This window comes from Sphingomonas sp. 179-I 2A4 NHS (assembly GCF_045369135.1).
GTDB lineage: Bacteria > Pseudomonadota > Alphaproteobacteria > Sphingomonadales > Sphingomonadaceae > Sphingomonas.
In genome coordinates, this window is sequence record NZ_JBIQFL010000002.1 from 345,527 (window position 1) to 369,335 (window position 23,809).

The 23,809-nt window shown below is 67.6% G+C and carries 21 protein-coding genes; 6 read left to right on the top strand and 15 right to left on the bottom strand.

The window, feature by feature from the left end; all coding sequences use genetic code 11:
* Window positions 1–18: 18 nt before the first annotated feature.
* From ACH0CP_RS04915 to ACH0CP_RS04940, 6 genes are read right to left on the bottom strand one after another with little or no spacing between them, the layout of a single operon-like run.
* Window positions 19–921, bottom strand: a complete 903-nt coding sequence (locus tag ACH0CP_RS04915) for a ParB/RepB/Spo0J family partition protein (protein WP_294442605.1) — start codon at window positions 919–921, stop codon at window positions 19–21.
* Window positions 918–1,700 carry a ParA family protein gene (locus ACH0CP_RS04920; protein WP_294442606.1) on the bottom strand — a complete coding sequence of 261 codons (783 nt, stop codon included), beginning with the start codon at window positions 1,698–1,700 and terminating at the stop codon, window positions 918–920. Before ACH0CP_RS04920 ends, ACH0CP_RS04915 begins: the two co-directional genes overlap by 4 nt.
* On the bottom strand, window positions 1,697–2,311 hold the full coding sequence (locus ACH0CP_RS04925) for a 16S rRNA (guanine(527)-N(7))-methyltransferase RsmG (RefSeq protein WP_406888364.1): 615 nt from the start codon (window positions 2,309–2,311) through the stop codon (window positions 1,697–1,699). Before ACH0CP_RS04925 ends, ACH0CP_RS04920 begins: the two co-directional genes overlap by 4 nt.
* On the bottom strand, window positions 2,308–4,023 hold the full coding sequence (mnmG, locus tag ACH0CP_RS04930; RefSeq protein ID WP_406875845.1) for a tRNA uridine-5-carboxymethylaminomethyl(34) synthesis enzyme MnmG: 1,716 nt from the start codon (window positions 4,021–4,023) through the stop codon (window positions 2,308–2,310). Before mnmG ends, ACH0CP_RS04925 begins: the two co-directional genes overlap by 4 nt.
* Before the next feature lie 9 nt (window positions 4,024–4,032).
* Entirely contained in the window at window positions 4,033–5,307 is a 1,275-nt protein-coding gene (mnmE, locus tag ACH0CP_RS04935) for a tRNA uridine-5-carboxymethylaminomethyl(34) synthesis GTPase MnmE (RefSeq protein ID WP_294442609.1), read from the bottom strand.
* Window positions 5,307–5,543, bottom strand: coding sequence for a DUF6489 family protein (locus ACH0CP_RS04940; RefSeq protein ID WP_294442610.1), 237 nt, complete (start codon window positions 5,541–5,543; stop codon window positions 5,307–5,309). Before ACH0CP_RS04940 ends, mnmE begins: the two co-directional genes overlap by 1 nt.
* A 124-nt stretch (window positions 5,544–5,667) precedes the next feature.
* Between ACH0CP_RS04940 and ACH0CP_RS04945 the strand changes: the two genes are divergently transcribed.
* Window positions 5,668–6,369, top strand: coding sequence for a dienelactone hydrolase family protein (locus tag ACH0CP_RS04945; protein ID WP_294442611.1), 702 nt, complete (start codon window positions 5,668–5,670; stop codon window positions 6,367–6,369).
* A 41-nt stretch (window positions 6,370–6,410) separates the two neighbouring features.
* On the opposite strand, the gene ACH0CP_RS04950 is transcribed toward ACH0CP_RS04945, so the two are convergent.
* From ACH0CP_RS04950 to cysD, 3 genes are all read right to left on the bottom strand, one after another.
* Window positions 6,411–7,160 carry a 3'(2'),5'-bisphosphate nucleotidase CysQ gene (locus ACH0CP_RS04950; protein ID WP_294442612.1) on the bottom strand — a complete coding sequence of 250 codons (750 nt, stop codon included), beginning with the start codon at window positions 7,158–7,160 and terminating at the stop codon, window positions 6,411–6,413.
* Window positions 7,157–9,070, bottom strand: a complete 1,914-nt coding sequence (cysN, locus tag ACH0CP_RS04955) for a sulfate adenylyltransferase subunit CysN (protein WP_294442613.1) — start codon at window positions 9,068–9,070, stop codon at window positions 7,157–7,159. The genes ACH0CP_RS04950 and cysN overlap by 4 nt, the downstream gene beginning before the upstream one ends.
* Window positions 9,071–9,149: 79 nt before the next feature.
* Window positions 9,150–10,058, bottom strand: coding sequence for a sulfate adenylyltransferase subunit CysD (gene cysD, locus ACH0CP_RS04960; RefSeq protein WP_294442614.1), 909 nt, complete (start codon window positions 10,056–10,058; stop codon window positions 9,150–9,152).
* Between the two features lie 44 nt (window positions 10,059–10,102).
* Here cysD and ACH0CP_RS04965 point away from each other — a divergent pair, with 44 nt between their 5' ends.
* On the top strand, window positions 10,103–11,077 hold the full coding sequence (locus tag ACH0CP_RS04965) for a hypothetical protein (RefSeq protein WP_294442615.1): 975 nt from the start codon (window positions 10,103–10,105) through the stop codon (window positions 11,075–11,077).
* A gap of 18 nt (window positions 11,078–11,095) precedes the next feature.
* Here ACH0CP_RS04965 and ACH0CP_RS04970 read toward each other — a convergent pair whose 3' ends face one another.
* From ACH0CP_RS04970 to ACH0CP_RS04985, 4 genes are all read right to left on the bottom strand, one after another.
* A complete protein-coding gene (locus ACH0CP_RS04970) occupies window positions 11,096–11,443 on the bottom strand; it encodes a hypothetical protein (protein ID WP_294442616.1) in 348 nt (115 codons plus the stop codon).
* Between the two features lie 38 nt (window positions 11,444–11,481).
* A complete protein-coding gene (locus ACH0CP_RS04975) occupies window positions 11,482–12,060 on the bottom strand; it encodes a response regulator transcription factor (RefSeq protein WP_294442617.1) in 579 nt (192 codons plus the stop codon).
* Window positions 12,057–13,712 carry a HAMP domain-containing sensor histidine kinase gene (locus ACH0CP_RS04980; protein ID WP_294442618.1) on the bottom strand — a complete coding sequence of 552 codons (1,656 nt, stop codon included), beginning with the start codon at window positions 13,710–13,712 and terminating at the stop codon, window positions 12,057–12,059. Before ACH0CP_RS04980 ends, ACH0CP_RS04975 begins: the two co-directional genes overlap by 4 nt.
* Before the next feature lie 156 nt (window positions 13,713–13,868).
* Window positions 13,869–16,169 carry a DNA translocase FtsK 4TM domain-containing protein gene (locus ACH0CP_RS04985; RefSeq protein WP_406875843.1) on the bottom strand — a complete coding sequence of 767 codons (2,301 nt, stop codon included), beginning with the start codon at window positions 16,167–16,169 and terminating at the stop codon, window positions 13,869–13,871.
* Between the two features lie 181 nt (window positions 16,170–16,350).
* Here ACH0CP_RS04985 and ACH0CP_RS04990 point away from each other — a divergent pair, with 181 nt between their 5' ends.
* The 4 genes from ACH0CP_RS04990 (at window position 16,351) to ACH0CP_RS05005 (ending at window position 19,440) form a co-directional block, all read left to right on the top strand.
* Window positions 16,351–17,565 (top strand): UbiH/UbiF/VisC/COQ6 family ubiquinone biosynthesis hydroxylase, encoded by a 1,215-nt coding sequence (locus ACH0CP_RS04990; protein ID WP_294444833.1) that lies wholly within the window; start codon window positions 16,351–16,353, stop codon window positions 17,563–17,565.
* Window positions 17,566–17,688: 123 nt separating this feature from the next.
* Complete coding sequence (infA, locus tag ACH0CP_RS04995; protein ID WP_026325702.1) at window positions 17,689–17,934, top strand: translation initiation factor IF-1; 246 nt, start codon at window positions 17,689–17,691, stop codon at window positions 17,932–17,934.
* Window positions 17,935–17,948: 14 nt separating this feature from the next.
* Window positions 17,949–18,521 carry a nucleoside triphosphate pyrophosphatase gene (locus tag ACH0CP_RS05000; RefSeq protein WP_294444832.1) on the top strand — a complete coding sequence of 191 codons (573 nt, stop codon included), beginning with the start codon at window positions 17,949–17,951 and terminating at the stop codon, window positions 18,519–18,521.
* Window positions 18,514–19,440, top strand: coding sequence for a ribonuclease (locus tag ACH0CP_RS05005; protein WP_294444831.1), 927 nt, complete (start codon window positions 18,514–18,516; stop codon window positions 19,438–19,440). Before ACH0CP_RS05000 ends, ACH0CP_RS05005 begins: the two co-directional genes overlap by 8 nt.
* A 3-nt stretch (window positions 19,441–19,443) precedes the next feature.
* Here the strand turns inward: ACH0CP_RS05005 and ACH0CP_RS05010 are convergent, their stop codons facing one another.
* Together ACH0CP_RS05010 and ACH0CP_RS05015 are read right to left on the bottom strand one after the other, a co-directional pair.
* Window positions 19,444–22,545 (bottom strand): efflux RND transporter permease subunit, encoded by a 3,102-nt coding sequence (locus ACH0CP_RS05010; protein ID WP_294444830.1) that lies wholly within the window; start codon window positions 22,543–22,545, stop codon window positions 19,444–19,446.
* Window positions 22,542–23,648 (bottom strand): efflux RND transporter periplasmic adaptor subunit, encoded by a 1,107-nt coding sequence (locus ACH0CP_RS05015; RefSeq protein WP_406875888.1) that lies wholly within the window; start codon window positions 23,646–23,648, stop codon window positions 22,542–22,544. The genes ACH0CP_RS05010 and ACH0CP_RS05015 overlap by 4 nt, the downstream gene beginning before the upstream one ends.
* Window positions 23,649–23,809 lie beyond the last annotated feature (161 nt).

Below are 23,809 nucleotides of genomic sequence, written 5' to 3' on the forward strand. Positions count from 1 at the left end.
TGAGGCGCGCGAATGGCGCTAGATGGGCTCGCCGCTCAACCGCTGGCAGATCATGTCGAGTTGATCGAGCGTGGAATATTCGAGCGTCAGCGATCCGCCGCTGGCGCCGTAGCTGATGCGGACCTTCAGCCCGAGCAGGTCCCCCAGCTGGCGTTCGAGCGCAGCGACGTCCGCGTCACCTTCCGCGCCGGCGCGTTCCTGGGTGCGGCTGTTATGGCGGCGGGAGGTCGGCTTCGTGCTTTGTGCCAGCTTCTCGGTCTGGCGCACCGACAAGCCCTTGCTGACGACCTGCTCCGCCAGTGCCTCCGGATCGGGCGCGCCGATGATCGCACGGGCATGGCCCATGCTGAGCGTACCGTCGATCACACGGCCCTGGACGGTCTTGGGCAGATCGAGCAGGCGGAGGAGGTTCGCGACATGGCTGCGCGACTTGTGGACCGTCTTCGCCAGTACTTCCTGCGTGTGGCCGAATTCGTCGAGCAGCCGGCTGTACGCTTCGGCCTCTTCGATCGCATTCAGATCCTGGCGCTGAATATTCTCGACCAGCGCGATCTGCAGCGTTTCCGCGTCGGTATATTCACGTACGACGACCGGCACTTCGTGCAACCGCGCACGCTGGGCGGCACGCCAGCGGCGCTCACCGGCGACGATCTGATAATCATGGCCGTGCGGACGGACGACGATCGGCTGGATGATGCCACGCTCGGCGATCGAGGCGGCAAGCTCGTTGAGCGCGTCCTCGTCGAAATGGCGGCGCGGCTGTTCCGGATGCGGCGCGATCGCGCTGACCGGGATCAGCCGGACGCCGGCGGACTGGGCGCGGCTGGAATCGATCGGCGCATCATCACGCGCGATATCGCCGAGAAGGGCGTTCAGACCGCGGCCGAGACCACCGCGGGGGCGCTTGTTGGCATCGCTCATGCGGCAACCTCATTGCTGTGCGGCAGGCGCGCGATAAGCTCGCGGGCGAGCGCGATATAGGCCTGCGAGCCGCTGCAGCGGTGATCGTAGATCAGCGCGGGAAGGCCGTGGCTCGGCGCTTCGGACAGTCGCACGTTGCGCGGGATGACGGTGTCGAACACGACCTTGCCGAGCACGGCGCGGACATCGGCGGAGACCTGTTCGGTCAGGCGATTGCGGCGATCGTACATGGTGAGTGCGACACCGATGATGGCGAGGGACGGATTGAAGCGGGCGCGGATCCGCTCGACCGTGGTGAGGAGCTGGCTCAGGCCTTCCAGCGCGAAGAACTCGCATTGCAGCGGCACGAGCAGCGAATCCGCCGCAACCATCGCGTTGATGGTGAGAAGGCCAAGCGACGGGGGGCAATCGATCAGGGCGATGTCCCACCGGGGCGGTGCAGCATCAAGCGCGCGGTGCAGGCGATGCGTGCGCTGGTCGAGCTCGACCAGCTCGATCTCCGCACCCGACAGATCCGGCGTCGCAGGGAGGACGTCCAGCCGCGGGACACTGGTCGCGACGACGCCGTCCTCGATCGGAACCTGATCGACGAGCACGTGATAGCTGGAAGAGGCGCGCTGGGCGTGGGAAATGCCGAGGCCCGTCGAGGCGTTGCCCTGCGGATCGAGATCGATCAGCAACACGCGCTTGCCAGTGGCGGCCAGCGCAGTCGCGAGGTTGATCGCCGACGTGGTCTTGCCGACTCCGCCCTTCTGATTGGCCACCGCAATCCGAATCATCGCCGCTTTACCCCTGTTGCGACGACGATGCCGGAGGCTGGATCGGTGAGGCTTTGTTCCACGTGGAACAATCCATCAAAGCGTCGGCGCGCGTCGTCAACTTCCGTCGTGGCGGATTGTCCCTTGGGGAGCAAGTAGACTGTGTCGCGATCGGCGATGTTCGCGGTGCCGCCGAGCAGGTCGAAAAGCGCAGCCACGGCCCGCGCGGAGATGATCCTCGCTGTGATTTCGGTGAGCCGCTCGACCTTTGACTGATGGACCGACACCCGATCGGTGATTTGTTCTGCCTCAAGCACGCTGCGCAAAAAGTCTGCCCGCATGCGGCGGGGTTCGACCAGGATCATCGGGTGTTCGGTGGCGAGGGCAACAATGATGCCGGGGAAGCCAGCGCCGGTGCCAACGTCCACCCACAAGCCAGTCGCAGGAGCGAGAGGTATCAGCTGGGCAGAGTCGAGCGCGTGGCGATGCCACAAGGAATCAAGCGTTGGGCGCGAAACCAGATTTTGGCGGCCAGCTTCTTTGCGGACCCGATGGAGAAAGCGCTCAATCCGTTCCAGAGCTGCATCACCGACGATCGCGCGCGTGGCCTCGCGCGCCTGTTCCTCGTTCATCGTTTCGCCTTCGCGTGTAACCAGAGAGCGGTGAGGGCTGCCGGGGTGACACCGCGGACGCGGGACGCCTCGCCCAGTGTGCGCGGCCCTGCGGCGCGCAGGCGCTCGCGCATCTCGTTGGAGAGGCCAGCAATCGAATCGAGGGCAGGGCCCGATGCAATGACGACGCGATCGTCATGCTTCATCCGCGCGATCTCGGCAGCCTGGCGCGCGAGATACGGGGCGTAGCGGACATCCTCTTCGTGTTCGCGGATGAGATCAGCATCCACGCCGGTTGTGGTTCCGCCAGCGCGGAGAGTAGCGCGCTGGGTCATGCGTCGGTCGACATGGTCCCGGCGTTCAGGGGTCAGGAGACCCAGGCTGGCCGCGTGATCCGAAAGCCGCGTTTCGGCATTGTCAGCGCGCAACGCGAGCCGGTACTCGGCGCGGGCGGTGAGCATGCGATAGGGCTCGCTGATCCCCTGCAACACGAGATCGTCGATCATCACGCCGATGTAGCTGGCGCTGCGATCCGGGAGCAGCGGCGCGAGGCCCCGTGCGAAGGCCGCTGCATTGGCGCCGGCAACGAGACCCTGTGCGGCAGCCTCTTCATAGCCGGTGGTGCCGTTGATCTGGCCCGCGAGATACAGGCCGGGAATGGCGCTGAGGCCCAGTGTCGCATCGAGCGCGCGCGGATCGATGTGATCATATTCGACGGCATAGCCATGCATGGTGATGCGGCAGGTCTCGAGGCCCGGCACGGCGCGAATGAATGCCTCCTGCACGTCGGCGGGAACGGAGGTGGAGATGCCGTTCGGGTAGATGGTGGCGTCATCCAATCCTTCCGGTTCGAGGAAGATCTGGTGCCCGTCACGATCGCCGAAGCGGCGGATCTTGTCCTCGATCGACGGGCAGTAGCGCGGGCCGAGCCCTTCGATCGCGCCGGTCTGCAATGGGGAGCGATGGAGGTTGGCGGCGATGATGGCGTGCGCCTCGCTGGTCGTGCGGGTGATCGCGCAGGCGAGTTGCGGCAGCGCGCGCGTCCTCGTCATCGGTGACATGGTCCAGTCATCGGGGTCCGACGGCTGCGGTTCCAGCTGGGCCCAGTCGATCGTTCGGCCGTCGAGCCGGGGAGGGGTACCGGTCTTGAGGCGACCCATGGGGAGCGAAAGGTCGCGGAGCTGGCGCGCGAGGGGGAGGGCAGCGGCTTCATTGACCCGGCCGCCTTCCTCCTGTTCCTCACCGCGGAAGAGGCGGCCGCCCAGGAAGGTGCCGGTGGCGAGAACGACGGCCGGGGCGCCAAGCGTCTCGCCGGAGCGAAGTTCGACACCCGAGAGCCGGCCGCCGTCGAGGCGTAGCGCGATCGCTTCGCCGGCGACGATCGTGATGTTCGGATAGCTAGCGAGCATCTGGCGGATCGCGGCGGCGTAGAGCGTGCGATCAGCCTGGATGCGCGGGCCCTGAACCGCGAGGCCCTTGCTGCGGTTGAGCATACGGTGATGGATCGCGGCCGCATCCGCCGCGCGGCCCATTAGCCCATCATAGGCATCCACCTCGCGCACGAGGTGGCCCTTGCCGAGCCCGCCGATCGACGGGTTGCACGACATGGCCCCGATCTTTTGCGGATCATGGCTGACCAGTGCCACGCGGGCGCCCCGCCTTGCGGCGGCCGCTGCCGCCTCAGTTCCGGCATGTCCGCCGCCGATCACGATAACGTCGAACACCTGTTCCACGTGAAACAATCACTTTCCGACACAGAAGCGGGAGAATAGCGCGTCGAGCATTGCCTCGGTCGCGTCCAAGCCAAGCAGGGAGGCGAGTGCGCCTGACGCGGTACGTAGCTCTTCCGCCCGCAACAACAAGTCTTGCGAGGCCAGTGATGCCTCGAGCGCGGTAGCAGCGATGCGGATCTGGTCCTGCTGGAACCGGTGAAAGGTGGGGGCGCCGTCCAGAACCAGGATGATGTTCGCCCGCCGGTCGATCTCATCCCACAGCCGGTCGATCGAGGCTAGGTCATCACAAGAGGTGATGATCGTCCCGGGGCGGGGCGCATCACTGCGGGCATTCGCGCGAGCATGGACTGCGATCGTGCGATCGTCTCCGACAGCATTCTCGTCGAGGTCAAGAACGATATCGGCGCCGGCGCGGGCCTGACGGGCTCGGTCGATTCCGATCCGCTCGATCGGATCAGCGCTGTCGTCACGGACACCGGCGGTATCGACCAGCGTGTAGGCTTGGCCGCGGCGGGTGACATTGGCCTCGACCCGGTCGCGCGTGGTGCCGGCGATGGGGGAGACGATTGCGGCGTCGCGACCGAGCAGCGCGTTGAACAGCGATGACTTGCCGGCGTTGGTGGGGCCGACGAGGACGACGCGGATGCCCTCGCGATAGCGTTCGACCGAGGGGCGGGCTAGGACCGCGGCGAGTTGCGCCCGTAGGATCTCAGTGTCGCGATCGAGCAGCTCGTTGTCGGCGTCGCTGACATCGTCTTCATCGTCGAAGTCGATCGCCGCCTCGACCAGCGCGGCGAGGCGGGAGAGTTCAGCCATCAAGCCACGGACGAGCTGGCTGACCCTGCCTTCACTGCTCTCGATCGCGAGCCGATGCTGCTGCTCGGTCTCCGCCTCGAGCAAGTCAGCGATGCCCTGTGCCTGGATGAGGTCGATGCGGCCGTTGGCGAGCGCGCGGCGGGTGAACTCGCCGGCGAGCGCGGGGCGTAGGCCGGGCATCGCACCGAGCGCCTTTTCCGCCGCCGCGACGACGGCGCGGCCTCCGTGAAGATGAAGCTCCACCAGATCCTCGCCGGTGGCCGTGGCGGGGGCGGGGAAGGTGAGGACCAATGCCTGGTCGATCAGCGAACCGTCTGCGGCGCGCAGATGGCGACGGCCAGCGCGGCGCGGCGGGGGGAGGGTGGTGGCGAGGGCGGTGGCAGCGGCCATCGCCTGCGGGCCACTGATGCGGAGGACGGCGATCGCGGCGGGTGGGCGCCCGCTCGACACCGCGAAGATCGTGTCCATCAGCCGCCGGGCTTCGTTCCCGCCTCGAACAGGCGGCGCCAGAAGGCAGCGCCCGCCTCACCCATTGGTGCGAAGCTGGTCAGCATGCCCTCCATCATCTCGGGCTTCATGGTGGCGCCCTGCATCGCATCCTGCATCATCGCGACGTAGCGATCATGCAGCGGCGTGAGATCGGGCAAGCCCATCATGCGGCGTGCCTCTTCGGGCGTGCACTCGACCTCGATCGTGACCTTCATCCCTGGCCTCCCTTGAGCCGTGCGGCGGGGGACGATAGCGTCACCCGGCACTGTCTATGCCCGTTGGATGGGTGGCGCCGCAACCTCGCGGCGCCGGCACGGCGGGCAGCTAAGGGGAGATGACATGGGTGAGATGATCGACGTCGCCACGCTGAAGGGCGAGGGCAGCTTCAAGGCCTATTGCGCCGAGCCCGAAGGAAATCCGACCGCGGCGATCATCGTGATCCAGGAGATCTTCGGCGTGAACCCGGGCATCCGCCAGAAGTGCGACCGCCTGGCCGCCGACGGCTATCTGGCGATCGCGCCCGACCTGTTCTGGAAGATCGCGCCGGGCATCGAGCTCAATCCCGATGTGCCGGAAGAGATGCAGAAGGGGCTCAGCCTGTTCGGCGAGTTCGACCAGGATGGCGGCATCCGCGATATCGAAGCGACGATCCACAAGGCGCGCGAGCTGCTGGGCGGATCAGGCAAGGTCGGCGCGGTCGGTTACTGCCTCGGCGGGCGGCTGGCCTTCATGACTGCGTGCCGTACGGATATCGATGCCTCGGTCGGCTATTACGGCGTCGGCATCGACGGTCTGCTGGGCGAGAAGCATGCCATTGCCAAGCCGGTGCTGCTGCATATCGCGGGCGAGGATGGCTTCGTCGACAAGGCAACGCAGCAGAAGATGCACGAGGGACTGGACGATCACCCGAAGGTGACGCTGTACGATTATCCGGGCGAGGACCACGGCTTCGCGACCGAGATGGGCGATCGCCGCTCCCCGGCGGCGGCAGAGCTGGCGGATCAGCGCACCTCGGCGTTCTTCGCCGAGCATCTGGCGTAAGGAAAAGAGGGGCGGCTTCGCGGAGCCGCCCTTTTTTCGGATCAGCTGGCGCGGACCTGGCGGATCAGGGCCAGCACGTCTGCCGCGAGCGCTTTCGGGCAGATCAGCAGATCCGGGAGGTACACGTCCTCCTGATTGTAGACGAGCGGGCTGCCGTCGATGCGTGAGCAGTGGAGGCCGTATGCCGCCGCCACCGCGACCGGGGCGGCGGAATCCCATTCGAACTGACCGCCGGAGTGGAGGTAGATATCCGCCTCCCCGCGCACCACAGCCATCGCCTTGGCGCCGGCCGAGCCCATCGGCACGAGCGTCGCGCCGAGCTTCTCCGCGACCGCGACCGCTTCCTTTGCGGGGCGCGTGCGGCTGACCAGCATGCGCAGGGGGCTGGCGGGTGGGGGCACCGGCTGCGGCTGATCGGAGCGCAGGACGATTCCGGCGCCGGGCAGGGCGACGGCGCCTATCGTGGCAACGCAATCGATCGCGAGGCCGACATGCACCGCCCAGTCGGCGCGCTTCTCGCCATATTCCCGTGTACCGTCGACCGGATCGACGATCCAGACGCGGGACTTGGCGAGCCGCTCGCCGTCGCACTTCATCTCCTCGGACAGCAGGCCGTCATCGGGCCGTGCCTCGCGGATCGCGTGGACGAGGAACTGGTTGGCGGTCTGATCCCCCGCCTTGCCGAGCGCCTTTTCCGAAAAGACGCCGGCCTCGCGCACCTCCAGCAGGATGCGGCCGGCCGTCTCCGCGAGATGCGCGGCGAGTTCCGCGTCGGTCATGCTGGCGGTCATGGGATGATCCTCTTGATGATCAGCTCCGCCGCCTCGTCGGCCGTGATGCTGGTGGTATCGATGCGGATCTCGGGATCCTCGGGCGGCTCGTACGGGCTGTCGATGCCGGTGAAGTTCGCCAGCTGGCCGCTGCGCGCCTTGGCGTAGAGGCCCTTCACGTCGCGCCGCTCCGCTTCCGCGAGCGGCGTATCGATATGCACCTCGATGAACTCGCCCGGCTGCATCATCTGGCGCACCATCTCGCGCTCGGCACGGAAGGGGGAGATGAAGGCGGTGATGACGATAAGCCCAGCGTCCGTCATCAGCCGCGCCACTTCGCCGACGCGGCGGATGTTCTCGACGCGATCGGCATCGGTGAAGCCGAGGTCCTTGTTGAGGCCGTGCCGCACATTGTCGCCATCGAGGAGGAAGGTGTGGCGGTTCATCCGCACCAGCTTCTTCTCGACGATATTGGCGATCGTGGACTTGCCCGCCCCAGACAGGCCGGTGAACCACAGGACGACCGGCTTCTGGTTCTTCAGCGCCGCATGGGTATCGCGACTGACATCGGTCGGCTGCCAGTGGATGTTCTGCGAGCGGCGCAGGCTGAAGTGCAGCATGCCGGCCGCGACCGTGGCATTGGTAAGCTTGTCGATCAGGATGAAGCCGCCAAGCGATCGGTTGTCGGCGTAGGGCTCGAACACCAAGGGCTTGTCGGTCGACAGGTTGGCTACGCCGATTGCGTTCAGATCGAGCGTCTTTGCGGCGAGCTGCTCCAGCGTGTTGACGTTGACCTGATATTTCGGTGCCTGGATCGTCGCGGTCGCCGTCTGCGTGCCGAGCTTCAGCCAATAGGAGCGGCCGGGAAGCATCTCGTCCTCGGCCATCCAGACGATCGTCGCCTCGAACTGGTCGGCGACCTGCGGCGGGGCAGAGGCAGCGGCGATGACGTCGCCGCGCGAGCAATCCACTTCGTCAGCTAGCGTGAGTGTGACCGACTGGCCAGCGTCGGCCTGATCGAGATCGCCGTCGAAACTGACGATCCGGGCAACCGTCGTCGTCTTGCCCGATGGCAGAATGCGTACGGGATCGCCCGGCTTGATCGTGCCGGAGGAGACGAGGCCGGCAAAACCGCGGAAGTCGAGGTTGGGGCGATTCACCCATTGCACCGGCAAGCGGAAGGGCCTGGCCGGATCGGCTTCGGCGTCAATCTTCACGGTTTCGAGATGCTCGACCAACGAGGGGCCGGTGTACCATGGCGTGTGGGTGGAGGGGGCCGTGATGTTGTCGCCCTTGAAGCCCGAGATCGGCAGCGCGGTGAAATCGCTGATCCCGATCGATTCCGCGAAGGCGCGGTAATCGGCGACGATCGTGTCGAACACGCCTTGGTCGTAGCCGACGAGATCCATCTTGTTCACCGCCAGCACCAGATTGCGGATGCCGATGAGGTGGGCGAGATACGAATGGCGCCGCGTCTGCGTGAGCACGCCCTTGCGCGCATCGACGAGGATGACGGCCAAGTCCGCGGTGGACGCGCCGGTGACCATGTTGCGGGTATATTGTTCGTGGCCGGGGGTGTCGGCGACGATGAACTTGCGCTTCTCGGTCGCGAAGAAGCGATAGGCGACGTCGATCGTGATGCCCTGTTCGCGCTCCGCGGCGAGGCCATCGACGAGCAGGGCGAAATCGATCTCCTGCCCCTGCGTACCCACCTTCTTCGAATCGCTCTCCAGCGCGGCGAGCTGATCCTCGAAGATCATCTTCGAATCGTACAGCAGCCGGCCGATCAGCGTGGACTTGCCGTCATCGACCGAGCCGCAGGTGATGAAGCGCAGCAGCGACTTGTGCTGGTGACGCGCGAGATAGGCGTCGATGTCCTCAGCGATCAACGCGTCGACCTGGTAGACGGATTCCTGGGCGGAGCTGGCCATCAATTCACTCCCTCAGGCTGCTGGCAGGGGAGCGCAGGTGCGGCCGGATGCGCGGGTCGCGACGGAGCGTCTTGCCACATCAGAAATACCCCTCCTGCTTCTTCTTCTCCATGCTGGCCGAGCCCGCATCCTTGTCGATCGCGCGGCCCTGCCGCTCGCTGGTGGTGGTTAAAAGCATTTCCTGGATCACGTCCGACAGCGTGCTCGCCTCGCTCTCGACCGCGCCGGTGAGTGGGTAGCAGCCGAGCGTGCGGAAGCGGATCGAGCGTTCGACCGGGACTTCGCCGTCGCGTAGCGGAAAGCGATCGTCATCGACCATCAGGATCAGGCCGTCCCTCTCCACCGTCGGGCGCGGCTGCGAGAAATAGAGCGGGACGATCGGAATGTCGTTGAGCTGGATGTATTGCCAGATGTCGAGCTCGGTCCAGTTGGAGATCGGGAAGACGCGGATGCTTTCGCCCTTGGCCTTCCTGGCGTTGTAGAGGTTCCAGAGTTCGGGGCGCTGGTTCTTCGGATCCCAGCGGTGATTGGCCGAGCGGAAGGAGAAGACGCGCTCCTTGGCGCGGCTCTTCTCCTCGTCGCGGCGCGCGCCGCCAAACGCGACATCGAACCCGTAGAGATCCAGCGCCTGCTTCAAGCCTTCCGTCTTCCACATATCGGTGTGGAGGGGACCGTGATCGAACGGGTTGATCCCGCGCGCTTCGGCCTCCGGGTTCTTGTGGACGATGAGCTCCATGCCGCTTTCGCGTGCCATGCGATCGCGCAGTTCGTACATCGCCTTGAACTTCCACGTCGTGTCGACATGCAGCAGCGGGAAGGGCGGCGGCGCGGGGTAGAAGGCCTTGCGCGCAAGGTGCAGCATCACGGCCGAGTCCTTGCCGACCGAATAGAGCATCACCGGCCGCTCGCTCTCGGCGACGACCTCTCGCATGATGTGGATCGATTCCGCCTCGAGCCGTTCGAGATGCGTGAGTGAGCGCGCGGTCATAATGTCCCCATTGATCGTGGGGAAGATGGCGCGGCAGGGGTGACATGGCACCTCCCATATGGGAGGATATCGCTATGGCGATGGTGCGCTCCGACGAGACCGACCTGCTGATCCCGCTGCATGAAGGTGCGCAGGAGACGCCGCCGTGGCGGGTTTTCCTGTCACGGCTGGAGCAACGTGTGCGGGCGGGATCGGCGGCGATCATTACGCAGATCGGCGACAGGATTGTGCAGCACCGCCCAACTAGCGCCGAGGCGGTGGATGAGCTGGATCCGTGGCTGGCGGGCTTGCGGCGCGGACGGGTCTATGCGGCGGCGGAGCGGGGGGACGAGCAGGCGAGCCTTGGCCGAGTGGTGCGCGCGGAAGAGCCGGAAGGGGCGAGCGCATGGGTGATCGTCGAGCGGAGAGGGCGGGATTTTTCAGCTGCGGACGGCGCGTTGTTGGCGGCGCTGGCCCCGCATCTGGCTGTGGCGCTCCGAACCTATGTCATGCTGGAGCGGGCGCGGCATAAGGAGGTAGCGAGCGGGGCTGCATTGGCGCGCACGGGGCTTGGCTTTGCGACATTGGCGCGTGACGGGCGGGTCATTGCGGCGTCCGACGAGGCCTTGGCGCGCGCCGGGGAGCGGCTGGCACCCGTTCGTAGCGAGGCGGGTGCGTTGATCGCTGCCTTCTGCCAGGCACCTGCTGCGCCAGTGGCAGTGCGGCTCGCGACCGGAGTGGCGCTGTTGGTGGCGGGCCGCGGCGATGCAGCAGCGATGGCGCTGTTCCTGTCGGAGCGCGGCGGCGATGCCGAGACGCAGGCAGGGGTGCTGCGGGACCTATATGGATTGGCGATGAGCGAGGCGCGGCTGGCCGTGGCGGTCGCGCGCGGGGCGAGCCTTGCCGAGGCGGCAGTGGCGCTTGGCCTCACGATCGAGACGGCACGCAATTACTCGAAGCGCGCCTTCGCCAAGATGCGCGCACGGGGACAGGCGGATCTGACGCGGATCGTGCTGGGCAGCGTCGCTGGCCTCGCCTGACGCTTACACGCGCCTCGATCAGGCGTCGGCCGAGCCCATGCGCCAGCCGTCCCAGGCCGTGATGATCGCGCGGCCGCTGGAATAGCCGTCGCTCACATCCTCCAGTTCCTCCAGATCAAGGCGGCGGCGATCGATCATCTCCAGCCACTGGCTGCGCACCGCCGGCACGCGATCGGGCAACAGATAACGGTGCCACAGGCGAGCGACGCGGCGTTCCTGCCACAGCCGCTCAAGCACCGGGCGGACGCGCACTGCGGGCAGCAGCGGCGCACGGCGGCGAAGCTCGCCCACCAGGCTGGACGGGTAGATCTCCGTGCGTTCGGCGAGCACGCCGAGGATCGCCAGTTCTACGAGCATGTCTTCCATGGGATGGGCCTGGGCTGGCATTGCGACGGCTTTCCTGGTCATTGTGCAAGGGCAATCAGCTGGGCGAGGCCGCTCGCGCCGGTCTTGGCGAGAACGGCGGCGCGGTGGTCTTCGACGGTCTTGGGTGAAAGGCCGAGGCGATCGGCCACGACCTTGTTGGGGTGGCCCTGCACGAGAAGGTCAAAGACCTGTCGTTCGCGGGCAGTGAGCGTCGCGGTACGGGCCAGGACCGCCCGGCGCGTGCTGCTCCAGGCGATGCCTTCGGCAACGGCGGCGATCAGTCGATCCTCGTCGAGCGGCTTCTCGAGATAATCGAGCCCTCCGTAGCGGCGCACGGAATCGACCGCATTCGCGGTGGTCGGCCAGGCGGTCATGAACACGATGGCGACGGTGGGGTCGCGTTGCCGGAGCCGATCGGCGAAGGCGAAACCGTCGAGATCGCCCATCATGATGTCCGTCACCACGCAGTGTGCGAAAGTGTTGGGATCGAGTTCGAGCAGTGCGGCGGGATCGAGGAACGCCTGCGCCTCGAAGCCGCGGCGCTGCAGAAGCCGTGCGACGCTGGCGCCGAGATCGCGATCATCGTCGACGACAAACACCCTGGGATTGTCGTTCATCCAGAATCTCCGACGAGGGGGAGGGTGATGGTGGCGCGGACCGTGCCGTCGCGATCGGTGGTGCGCGTAAGCGTGCCGCCGTGTGCCTCCACGATGGTGCGGGCGATCAGCGTGCCGACGCCCATGCCGGCGGGCGGCTGACGGCGGCCGTCGGAAAGGTTGCTGACGATGATCCGTGCACTGGCATCGTTCGATCGCACCGCCAGCGTCACGGTGCCGCCGGTGCCGCAAGCCTGTGCGGCGTTGCGCACGAGGTTCATCACGGCCTGCGCGAGCTCGACCTCCTGACCGATGATGAGCGGCGCGGGATCGACTGGTTCAGCGGCGAGCGTGACGCCGGCGTTGCGCATTTCGGTGCGCGCGAGTTCGGCAACGCTTTCGATCAGCGTGTGCAGCGGGAGCGGCGTCGGTTCGTCCACCGCGCGCCCGCCATAGCGACGCAAGCGGCGGACGAGATCGGAGAGGTTGGTGGCCTTGGCATGGATCAGTGCGGCAGCCTCGGCCACTTCCGGATCGGCGCTGGCGGTGAGATCGCGCAGGTGATGCGCCTCGATCGACAGGGTAGAGAGCGGCTGCGATATCTCGTGGATGACGGCGACCGACATGGCGCGCAGCGTCTTCAGCCGCTCCGCCTGGAACAGCAGTCGGTCCCGGCGCTGCAGATCGGCACGCGCGACGGCCTGCGCATCGGCGAAGCTGCCAGCGAGGTAGCCAGTGACCGCGATGGTTGCGAGACCGAGGTGAAGCTCCAGCCGCTCGGCCGTGCCCGTCGTGGCGGCGGTGAATGGAAGTGCCCCCGCGGCGACGACGAACAAGGCCGCCCACGCCCCGACCCGGCCGAGGCGAAGGCCGATCCAGGCGATCGTGAGCACGACCGGGGCCGGCTGGAGCCCGAGGCCCACCCAGTGAAGCAAGCTGCTGCTGCCAATCCCGAGCGCGAGGACGAGCGCGCCCTCCGCCAGGGTGCTGGTTGCGGGCCAGACGATCGGCGCGGGGCTGCGGCCGGTGAGGTGATCGGCAAGCCACAACAACGGCGGGGCGAGCAGAAGGACGCCGAGAAGATCGCCGATGATGAAGGCGTTCAGCGACAGGACAACGTCGCGGGCGGTGCTGACGCCGGTAAGCTCCGGGTGCCACAGCGCCTGCGGAAGCGCGAGCAGCGCGGCGACGATCGGCGCCAGGACGCTGGCGAGCGCAAAGGGCATGGGGGCGGTGCAGACGGGGGAACCAGACGCCTGGCCGCGCGCGACCAGCCAGCGGATCGCCGCGACGACGAGGCCATAGGCGAGCACGGGCCGAACCACGCCCAGCACGCTGATCGCCCAGTCGTGGCGATCGAGCACCACCGCGCCCGACGTGACATCCACCACCAGTTCGATGATCGCGACCGGGATGGTGTACCGCGCGCCGGCGCGCCACAGGAGCGCCAGGCGGAGACCGGCGGCGGGGAACCACAAGGAATAATAGCCCGCGCCTCCCCACCAGCCCGCGACGGCGTGGGTGAAGGCGAAGCCGAGCGTGTAGAGCGCAAGCAGGGTGACCGCGCCCGACGGCCGATCGGCGAGCAGCGCAGCCAGTGGCGCCGTGCCAGGAGCCGTGCCCCTGTCACTTCGATAACGCGCGCCCCCATCCCCCGATACCGCTGCGGTCATGGCGTTCGTTTGCGCCTGATGGCAGTCCCTCGGCAACCAGGGAAATTCCCGGAAGTGCCGCAGGCGAAACGACTTTTTCGCTGCCGCGCTGCCTTGAAGGGGCGGCGCGGCGGTCACCCGATCAGCCTTGTGCCGGCAGCAAGGCGGGGACTGGCGTCAGAGCGGCTGGCCGTCCGTATCGCGGAGCACTTCGCGGCGGCCGACGTGATCGGGCCGGCCGACGATGCCGTCCTTTTCCATCCGCTCGATGAGGCGGGCGGCGGAATTGTAGCCGATACGCAGCTGGCGCTGGAGCCAGGAGGTGGACGCCTTCTGGCTGCCGCAGACGAGCTGGATCGCGGCGCGATATTGCTGGTCCTCGGCGGAATCGTTGCCGGTCGGCGCGCCTTCCAGCTCGAAGCTCTGCTCGGGCTCCTCGGTGACGGAGGAGATGTAATCGGGCGTGCCCTGCGCGCGCCAGTGATCGGTGACGCGTTGCACTTCCTCGTCGCTGACGAACGGGCCGTGGACACGCACGATGCCCTTGCCGCCGGGCATGTAGAGCATGTCGCCCTTGCCGAGCAGCTGCTCGGCGCCCTGTTCGCCCAGGATGGTGCGCGAATCGATCTTCGACGTGACGTGGAAGCTGATGCGGGTCGGCAGGTTAGCCTTGATGACGCCGGTGATGACGTCGACCGACGGGCGCTGCGTCGCCATGATGAGGTGGATGCCGGCCGCACGCGCCTTCTGCGCGAGGCGCTGGATGAGGAATTCGACTTCCTTGCCCGCGGTCATCATCAGGTCCGCGAGCTCGTCGACGATCACGACGATCTGCGGCAGCACCTGATAATCGAGCTGTTCCTCCTCATAGACCGGACGGCCGTTCTCGTCCCAGCCGGACTGGACCTTGCGGCCGAGGGGCGCGCCCTTGGCCTTGGCCGCGCGGACCTTTTCGTTGAAGCCGCCGAGGCTGCGCACGCCGAGCGAGGACATCTGCCGATAGCGATCCTCCATTTGCTCGACCGCCCATTTCAGCGCGCGGACCGCCTTTGCCGGATCGGTGACGACGGGGGAGAGGAGATGTGGAATGTCGTCATACATCGACAGTTCGAGCATCTTGGGATCGATCATGATCATGCGGCACTGATCGGGCGTGAGCCGATAGAGCAGCGACAGGATCATGGCGTTGAGCCCGACCGACTTGCCCGAGCCGGTGGTGCCCGCAACCAGCAGGTGCGGCATCGGCGCGAGATCGGCGATCACCGGATCACCGGCGATGTTCTTGCCGAGGATGACGGGGAGCGAGGCGTTTTGATCTTCGAACGCCTGGCTGCCGATCAGCTCGTGCAGCGACACCGTCTCGCGCTTCGCATTGGGAAGCTCGATGCCGATGACGGTGCGGCCGGGGATGGTCGCGACACGGGCGGAGATCGCGCTCATGTTGCGCGCGATATCGTCCGCGAGGCTGATCACGCGCGTCGCCTTGATACCGGGCGCGGGATCGAGCTCGTACATCGTCACGACCGGGCCGGGGCGCACCTCGACGATCGAACCCTTCACGTTGAAATCGTCGAGCACCGTTTCGAGCAGGCGCGCGTTGCGTTCCAGTGCGGTCTTGTCGATCGTGCCGGGCGGCGTCGGCGGCGCGGGCGTCAGCATGTCGAGCGTCGGGAGGCGATAATCATCGCGCAGATCAAGGCTGGTCTGGCGTGGCTGCTGCGGCTTGGCGGCGATCGCGGGGGCGGTGGTGCGATCGTTGATCACCGGCGCGGGTCGATTGTCGGGCTGCGCCACGGCGCGGGGCTGCACCTGCTTGCCGCCGAGATCGAGCGGGACCTCGTCCTCGTCGCTTTCGTCGAAGGCACCATCCGTGACGCGGCGCGCGCGGCGGCGGGCGAGCCAGCCGCGGGGGACGTCGAGATCGAGGCTGCGGCCCCAGACGATCGCACCGGCAAGGCCGCTGACCACGCCGAGCGCGACGATGCTCCACCAGGTAACCTGCGGATTGTTGGCGAAAGCGAGCGCCCAGCGCGCCGCGGCGACACCGCCGAGGCCGACCGCGCCGCCCCAGCCGAAGGGGAGCGCGAGCACCGCGCCATCGGACACGCAGCCTAGGGCGACTGCCATCAGCGCGACACCGAAGGTGGCATTGCGCAGCATTCGCTTCCAGGCGCCAGCCGGCTGATCACGCCACAGGCGAAGTGCGATGATCGGTGGAATCGGCAGCAGCAGCGCGACCGCGGGTCCGAAGATGGTGAGCGCGAGATCCGCGAACCACGCACCCGGCGCACCGACGAGATTGGCGGTGCTGGCGGCGGCGGTGTTGAGCGACCCGTCGCCCGGCCGATAGCTGGCGAGCGCGAGCGCCATCAGCAGCGTGGCGATGAACAACGTGATCGCCGTCACAAGCGCGCCGCTGCGCACCGCGCCTGCCTTCACCGTTTCGCGCCACAAGGACGGTTGCGCCCTGCTCGCCATCGTGTCGCCCCCGGTTCAATTTGAAGGAATTAGATCAGGCTGGATAATCCGCCGGGCGGAGTCTGCCGTCAAGCCGGGCCCGGTATGTTCCGGGCCAAGTGTGGTGCGCGAAGCACGGTCTGCCGTGGACGCCCGGCCATCAGCGCTCGCGCGCGGCGCCAAGGGCCGCTAAGGACGGGGCATGAACCACGCGGACGTCCTTATCCTTGGCGGCGGGCTGGTTGGCGCGACGCTTGCGCTGGCGCTCGACAAGCATGGCCTTTCCACGATCGTCGTCGACCCGGCCGATCCTGCGGTAACGCTAGCGGCCGGCTTCGACGGCCGCGCGTCTGCGGTGGCAAGCGCCAGCCACCGGATGCTGGAGGCGATCGGGCTGGCCGACCGGTTGATTGGGCAGGGATGCCACATCCGCCAGATCCGCGTGAGCGACGGGCTGGAACCCGGCGCGCTGGACTTCATCCCGGACGAGAACGACGGTGCCCTCGGCACGATGTACGAGAATCGCGCGATCCGTATCGCGCTTTCGCAGGAGCTGGCGGAGAGCAAGGTGGACTTCCGCCCCGTGACCCGGGCGACCGAGGTGGAACGTTCCGCTAGTGGCGTGCGCGCGGTGCTGAGCGACGGCACGACCGTTAGCGCATCGCTGCTGGTGGCGGCCGAGGGGCGCAACTCGCCGACGCGCGAGGCGGCCGGGATCGTGACGGCGAACTGGCGCTATGATCATGCCGCGATCATCGGCGCGTTCCACCATGAGCGCTCGCACGAGGATACCGCCTACGAGATCTTCTATCCCGCTGGCCCCTTCGCGCTGCTGCCGCTGGTTGACGATGCGATCGGGCATCGCTCGGCAATCGTGTGGACGGTGAAGGGCGATCATGCTGCCGGCATGCTGAAGCTGGGCGACCGCGCATTCCTGGCCGAGGCGGAGAAGCGGATGGGGGGCTTCCTGGGCAAGCTCAGCGAGCCGAGCCGGCGGTCGAGCTACCCGCTTGGCTTCCACCATGCCGCCACGATCACCGCAGAGAGGCTGGCGCTGGTAGGCGACGCGGCGCACGGCATCCACCCGATCGCCGGCCAGGGCCTGAACCTTGGATTCCGCGATGTTGCGGCACTGGTCGAGGTGCTGGTGGAGGGGCGCCGGCTGGGGCTGGAGGCGGGCGACGCGCAGCTTCTGGCGCGCTACCAGGCGTGGCGCAGCCTCGATACGCTGCTGGTGGCCGGTGCGACCGACACGTTGACGCGGCTGTTCGGCATTCCGGGCCGGGCGGCGAGCGCGGTGCGGCGGTTCGGCATCTCCGCGGTGAATGCGATCCCGCCGCTGAAGGACCGGTTCATGGCCGAAGCACGCGGCGAAAGCGGACAATTGCCGCGGTTGTTGCAGGGGATGCTGGTCTAGCATCCCTTGAACGGCGGGGCGACGATCCCACATTTCGGCTACGATCCTATTCATGCGCGTGCTTCCCTTGCCGGCCAGCATCGGCTAAGGGCGCGCGCGTTCATCCGTAGAAAGTGTGGTTGTTTGGCGAAAGAAGAACTCCTCGAGATGCGCGGCCAGGTGGTCGAGCTCCTGCCCAATGCGATGTTCCGCGTAAGGCTGGAGAATGATCACGAGATTCTCGGCCATACCGCTGGCAAGATGCGCAAGAACCGCATCCGCGTGCTGGTCGGCGACGAAGTGCTTGTCGAGCTGACGCCGTACGACCTAACTAAGGGGCGGATCACGTACCGCTTCATGCCCGGCCGCGGCGGCCCCGGCCCGCAATAATCCGGGTAGGGCTGATGCCCGCCCCTCTGATCCTTGCATCCGCATCGCCGCGACGCCTGTCGTTACTGGCGCAGATCGGCGTTACGCCGGCGCGCGTCGTCGCGCCTGACGTCGACGAGACGGCGCTGAAGGGTGAGCGGCCGCGCGACTATGTGATGCGGGTCGCGACCGCCAAGGCGCAGGCCGTGCCACGCGGCGACCGCGAAGTGGTGCTTGCCGCCGATACCACCATTGCTGCGGGCCCGCGCATTCTGGGGAAGCCCGAGGATGAGGCGGACCTTGCGCGCATGCTTGGCTTGCTTTCCGGGCGCCGGCATCGGTGCCTGTCCGCGGTGGTGGTGATCGACGCCGCCGGCAAGATGCGCGCGCGGCTGTCTGACACGATGGTGGCGTTCAAGCCGCTGACCGGCGCCGAGATCGCGGAATATATCGCCAGCGGCGAGGGCATGGGCAAGGCGGGCAGCTATGCCATCCAGGGCCGTGCCGAAGCGTTCGTGCGGCGCATCGACGGATCGTACTCGGGCGTGGTCGGCCTGCCGCTGTTCGAGACCCGGGCGCTGCTGGTGACGGCGGGCGTCCTTGCCTGAATGGCTGTACGAGCACGGCCTCGGCGAGGACCGGGCCGGGTTTGTCGATGATGATGGCCGGATCATCCGCGCGCGAATTGCCGTTCACGACGCGGGCCCGCAGCCGGGGCTTATCGCGACCGGCCGTCTGATCGAGCGGCTGCTGGCGCGGCTCGACGATGGCAGCGAGGTGACGCTGGAGCGCCCGGCACCTGGGGTGACGCTGGGTGCGGCGATCCGCGTGGAGATCACGCGCAGTGCGATACCGGAAGAAGGACGAGCAAAGCCGCCGCGCGGGAGGGTGACCGATGCCCCGCCGCGGCGGGCGCTGACCTTGCGCGAGCAGTTGACCGGCGCGCCGGTGCGCGAGCTGCGCGCGCATGAGGCGGATGCGCTGGAAGCCGCGGGCTGGTCCGAGGTGCTGGAGGAAGCGACCGGCGGCGACATCGGCTTTCCCGGCGGCATGCTGCGGCTGTCGCCGACACCGGCGATGACCTTGTTCGACGTGGATGGAAATCCGCCGCTGGAGGCGCTGGCGGTGCGCGCGGCGACGGCGGTGGCCGAGGCGATCGAGCGGCTGGATATCGGCGGATCGATCGGGATCGACTTTCCGACCCTGAATGGCCGCGAGCCGCGGCAGGCGGTGGCGGCGGCGATCGATGCGGCGCTTGCGCAGCCGTTCGAGCGGACGGCGGTGAACGGCTTTGGCTTCCTCCAGATCGTGCGGCCGCGGCCGCGCGCGTCCCTCCCCGAGATACTGCGCGCCGATCCGGTGGGTGCCGCCGCACGCGCTGCGCTGCGCATGATCGAGCGGACACCGCCGAGCGCGCCGAACGGATTCCGCCTGGCGCCAGCGGTGCGCGAGCGGATTTCCGGCCGGCCGGACTGGTTGGCCGAGATCACGCGGCGCACCGGGCGCACGCCCACCTTCGACGCTTAGGTCCTACTCGGCCGGCAGTGCTTCCATCTCGGCTGCGAGGCGGCGGCCGGTGATGTGCGGCGAGGCGGCGCGGCGGGCGAGCAGGCGGTAGAGCACCGGGATCAGGAACAGCGTGATGGCGGTGGCGATCGACACGCCGGCGACGATCACCACGCCGATTGCGCTACGCGCGCCGGCACCGGCGCCATGGCTGAGCGCGAGCGGCACCGCGCCGAAGACGGTCGCGATCGAGGTCATCAGGATCGGGCGGAGGCGCCGGATCGAGGCTTCGCGGATCGCGGGGCGAAGCGCCTGACCGGTGTCGCGCAGCTGATTGGCATATTCGACGATGAGGATGCCGTTCTTTGCCGCGAGGCCGACGAGCATCACGATGCCGATCTGGCTGAAGAGGTTGAGCGTCATTCCGGCCAGCGCGAGCCCTATCACACCGCCGCCCGCGGCCAGCGGCACGGTGGCGATGATCACGGCCGGGTGGATGAAGCTTTCGAACTGCGCGGCGAGCAGCAGGTAGATGATCAGCACGGTGATGCCGAACACCAGCCAGATGGCATTGCCGGTCTGCTTCAGCGACTGGCTTTCGCCACGATAGCCGATCGCCTGCACTTCGGGTGATTTGGCGGCTTCGGCTTCGAGGAAGGCGAGCGCCTTGCCGAGCGAGTAGCCCGGCGCGAGGCCGCCTTGCAGCGTGATCGCGCGCATCTTGTTGAAGCGGCCGAGCTCGCGGGCTGAGGCGGCCTCGCGCACATGGACGAGGTTCGACAGGGGCACGAGCTCACCTGAGCGGGAGCGGACATAGACGCTGGCGAGGCGGCCTTCGCGATCGCGATCCGCCGCACCGGCCTGCACCATGACGCGATATTCCTCGCCGCGATCGACATAGGTGGAGACGCGGCGCGACCCCATCACGGTCTGCAGCGCCTGACTGACATCATCGACCGACACGCCGAGATCGCCGGCGCGGTTCGCATCCACGTCGATCAGCAGCTGCGGTTTCGATTCGACGTAATCGGCGTCGAGGTTGACGAGGCCGGGATTGTCGCGCGCCGCGGCGAGTATCCGGTCGCGTGCCCTGGCGAGATCGGCATAGGTGGCGCCGGCGATGACGAAGGCGACGGGCTGGCCGCGCCCACGGCCGAGCGAGGAGCGCACGTTCGCATTGCCGCGGATGCCGGGGATCTTCTGCAGCTCCGCCGTGACGCGGCGGGCGACCGATTGCGATTCCTCCTCGCGATCTTCCCACGGTTTCAGGAAGACGCTCATGCTCGACGCGTTGAAATCCTCCGCCATGCCGTAAGCGAGCGGGAGGCGCGTGTTGAAGCCACGGATCGGGCCATCCTCCGTCATCAGCGCGGCGACCTTCTGCTCGACCTGGCCGGCATAGCGATCGAGTTCGGCGAAGCTGGTGCCTTCGGGGGCGTTGACGCGCACCTCGACGACGCCGGTGTCCTCCGGCGGCACGAGTTCGCCGTCGAGCTGCAGGAACAGGAAGGCGCAGCCGGCAAGGAACAGCGCGACGAGCCCAAGCACCGGCAGCGGGTGGGCGAGCGCGCGATCCAGCGCACCGCCGTAGCCGCGCTCGAGCCGGCCGAAGACGCGCTCGATCGCGTGGGTGAGGCGTCCGTCCTGCCCGGGCTTGAGCAGCTTCGACGACAGCATGGGAACGAGGGTGAGCGCGAGCACGCCGGACAGCGCGATCGAGGCGATCATCGCGACGGCGAGTTCCCGAAACAGCAGGCCCGTCTGCCCGGCGATGAACATCACCGGCACGAACACCGCGCAGACGACCGCGGTGGTGGCGACGACCGCGAAGCCCACCTCGCGCGTACCGCGGAAGGCGGCGACGAGCGGCGTTTCGCCGGCCAGGATGCGGTGGTGGATGTTCTCCAGGACGACGATCGCGTCATCGACGACGAGGCCGATCGCGAGGACCAGGGCGAGCAGGGTGAGGAGGTTGATCGAATAGCCGAAGGCCCAGAGCACCGCGAAGGTGCCGAGCAGGCAGATCGGCACGGTGATCGCGGGGATGATCGTGGCGCGCGCGCTGCCGAGAAACAGGAAGATGACGATGACGACGAGGATCACCGCCTCGCCAAGGGTGCGCCATACCTCGCGGATCGCGCGATCGATGAAGAGCGAATTGTCCGAGCCGAGCGTCAGCGAGACGCCGGCGGGAAGCTCGGGCTGGATCGCGGCGACCAGCGCCTTGACGTTGTTGGCCACCTCCAGCGTGTTGGCGCCCGACTGGCGCACGACGCCGAGGCCGAGCGCGGTCTGCTGACGGAAGCGGAAGGCGGTGTAGGGATTTTCAGCGCCACGTTCGATCTTCGCGACGTCACCGAGGCGGACGAGGTAGCCGTCGCCGCCGCGGCCGATCACCAGGCTGCGGAACGTCTCGGGACTGGCGAAGGCGCGGTCGACACGCAGCGACACGTTCTGCGCCGAGGATTCGATGCGGCCGGCGGGCAGCTCGACATTCTGGCGGCGGAGCGCATCCTCGACGTCGCGCGGGGTGAGGCGGAAGGCGGCGAGCCGACCGAGATCGAGCCACACGCGCATCGACGGGCGGGCCTGCCCGACGAACTGGATTTGGGCGACGCCGTCGATGGTGGAGAAGCGATCGACCAGGAAGCGCTCGACATAGTCGGACAGCTCGATCTTGTTCCACGAGGGCGCCTGCACGACGATGTACATGATCGGCTGCGCATCGGCGTCGACCTTGCGGACCTCGGGCGGGAGTGCCTCGTCGGGCAAGTCCGCCAGCGCGCCGGAGACGCGATCGCGCACGTCATTGGCGGCGGCATCGACATCGCGCGTCGGGCGGAACTCGATCGTGATGTCCGAGCGCCCATCGGTGGAGCGGGAGGAGATGGTTTCGATCCCCTCGACGCCGGCGAGCCGCTCCTCCAGCGGCTGCGTGACGCGGCTTTCGACCACCGCGGCTGCCGCCCCGACATAAGTGGTGGAGACCGAGACGACCGGCGGGTCGGTCTCGGGAAACTCGCGGACCGAGAGGTTGAGGAAGGCGACGATGCCGACGATGACGATCAGGATCGCCCCGACCGCCGCGACGACCGGGCGGCGGACCGAAACATCGGAAAGCATCATTCGCGGAAATGATCCCGCGAGGGCCGCGTTGCACTGAGGCGATCGGGTTCGTCGCCGTCGCTGGCGAGCTTCACCTTCACGCCGTCATCGATCTTCACGACACCTTCGGTGACGACGCGCGCGCCGGGAGCAACGCCTCGGATCTCGATGAAGCCGCCGTCGCGCGCGCCGGTCTGCACCTTTGCACGGTGCGCCACCGCATCCTTGCCGACGACATAGACGTAGCGTTCGGTGCCTTCGCCCAGCACGGCGAGTTCCGGGACGGCGGGGGAATCGCGCTCCCCCGTCACCACACGGACGGTGAGCAGCATGCCGGGTTTCAGCCGGTTGCCGGGATTGGGCAGGATCGCGCGGACGCTGGCGGCGCGGGTGGTGGGCTCGATCACCGGATCGATCGAGCTCACGCGCCCGGTGAAGGGGATGTCCGGGTAAGCGGCGGCGCGGGCAGTGACGGGCACGCCGGTGCGCAGGCTGGCGAGCGCGGTTTCCGGCACGGTGAAATCGAGCTTGATGCGCGAGATGTCGCTGATCGTGGCGATCGGCGTGCCGGCCGAGATGATCGCGCCTTGCGACATCAGCCGCTGCGAGGCGAAGCCGGAAAAGGGCGCGCGAACGATGCGATCGGTGATCTGGGCGCGGGCGGTTTCGGCGTCGGCGCGCGCACGCTGGGCGAGGGCGCTTTGCTGGTCGAGCGTCGCCGGGGTGACGAAGCCGCGGGCGTTCAGCGCGCTCATGCGATCGAGTTGCGCTGCTGCCTGGCGCTCGGCGGCGAGGGCGCCGGCAAGCGCCGCGCGCTCCTGTGCCTGGGCGAGGACGGCGATCACCTGGCCGCGGCGCACGAAGCCGCCGTCGGTGAAGCTGATCCGCTCGATCCGCTCCGTCACCGGGGAGGAGAGCGTTACCTGTTCGTTGGCGCGGGCGGTGCCGACGGCCTCGATTTCATCCAAAAAGTGGCGTGAAACCGGCTCTGCGACGCGCACCAATGGTGCCGATTTGGGCTTGGATGGCGCCTTCTGGTTGCATCCGGCCAGCAAGATGGCAGCGATGGCGACGGATTGAGCCGCGCCCTTTCCGATCGACAGAGGTAGCCAGCGAGCGGCCATCGCCTTTTCCAGCATGTTCGGATGCGCGACCCCGGTTGGCACGAAAATCGTAACAAACCACGACGTTATGCCGCGCCGCAACAGCATTTATGCGGGAGGGGTATAAGCTTTGTGCATGGCGCCCCGCCGACCGGCGATAGCTGAGCTTCGGCAGGGGCGTC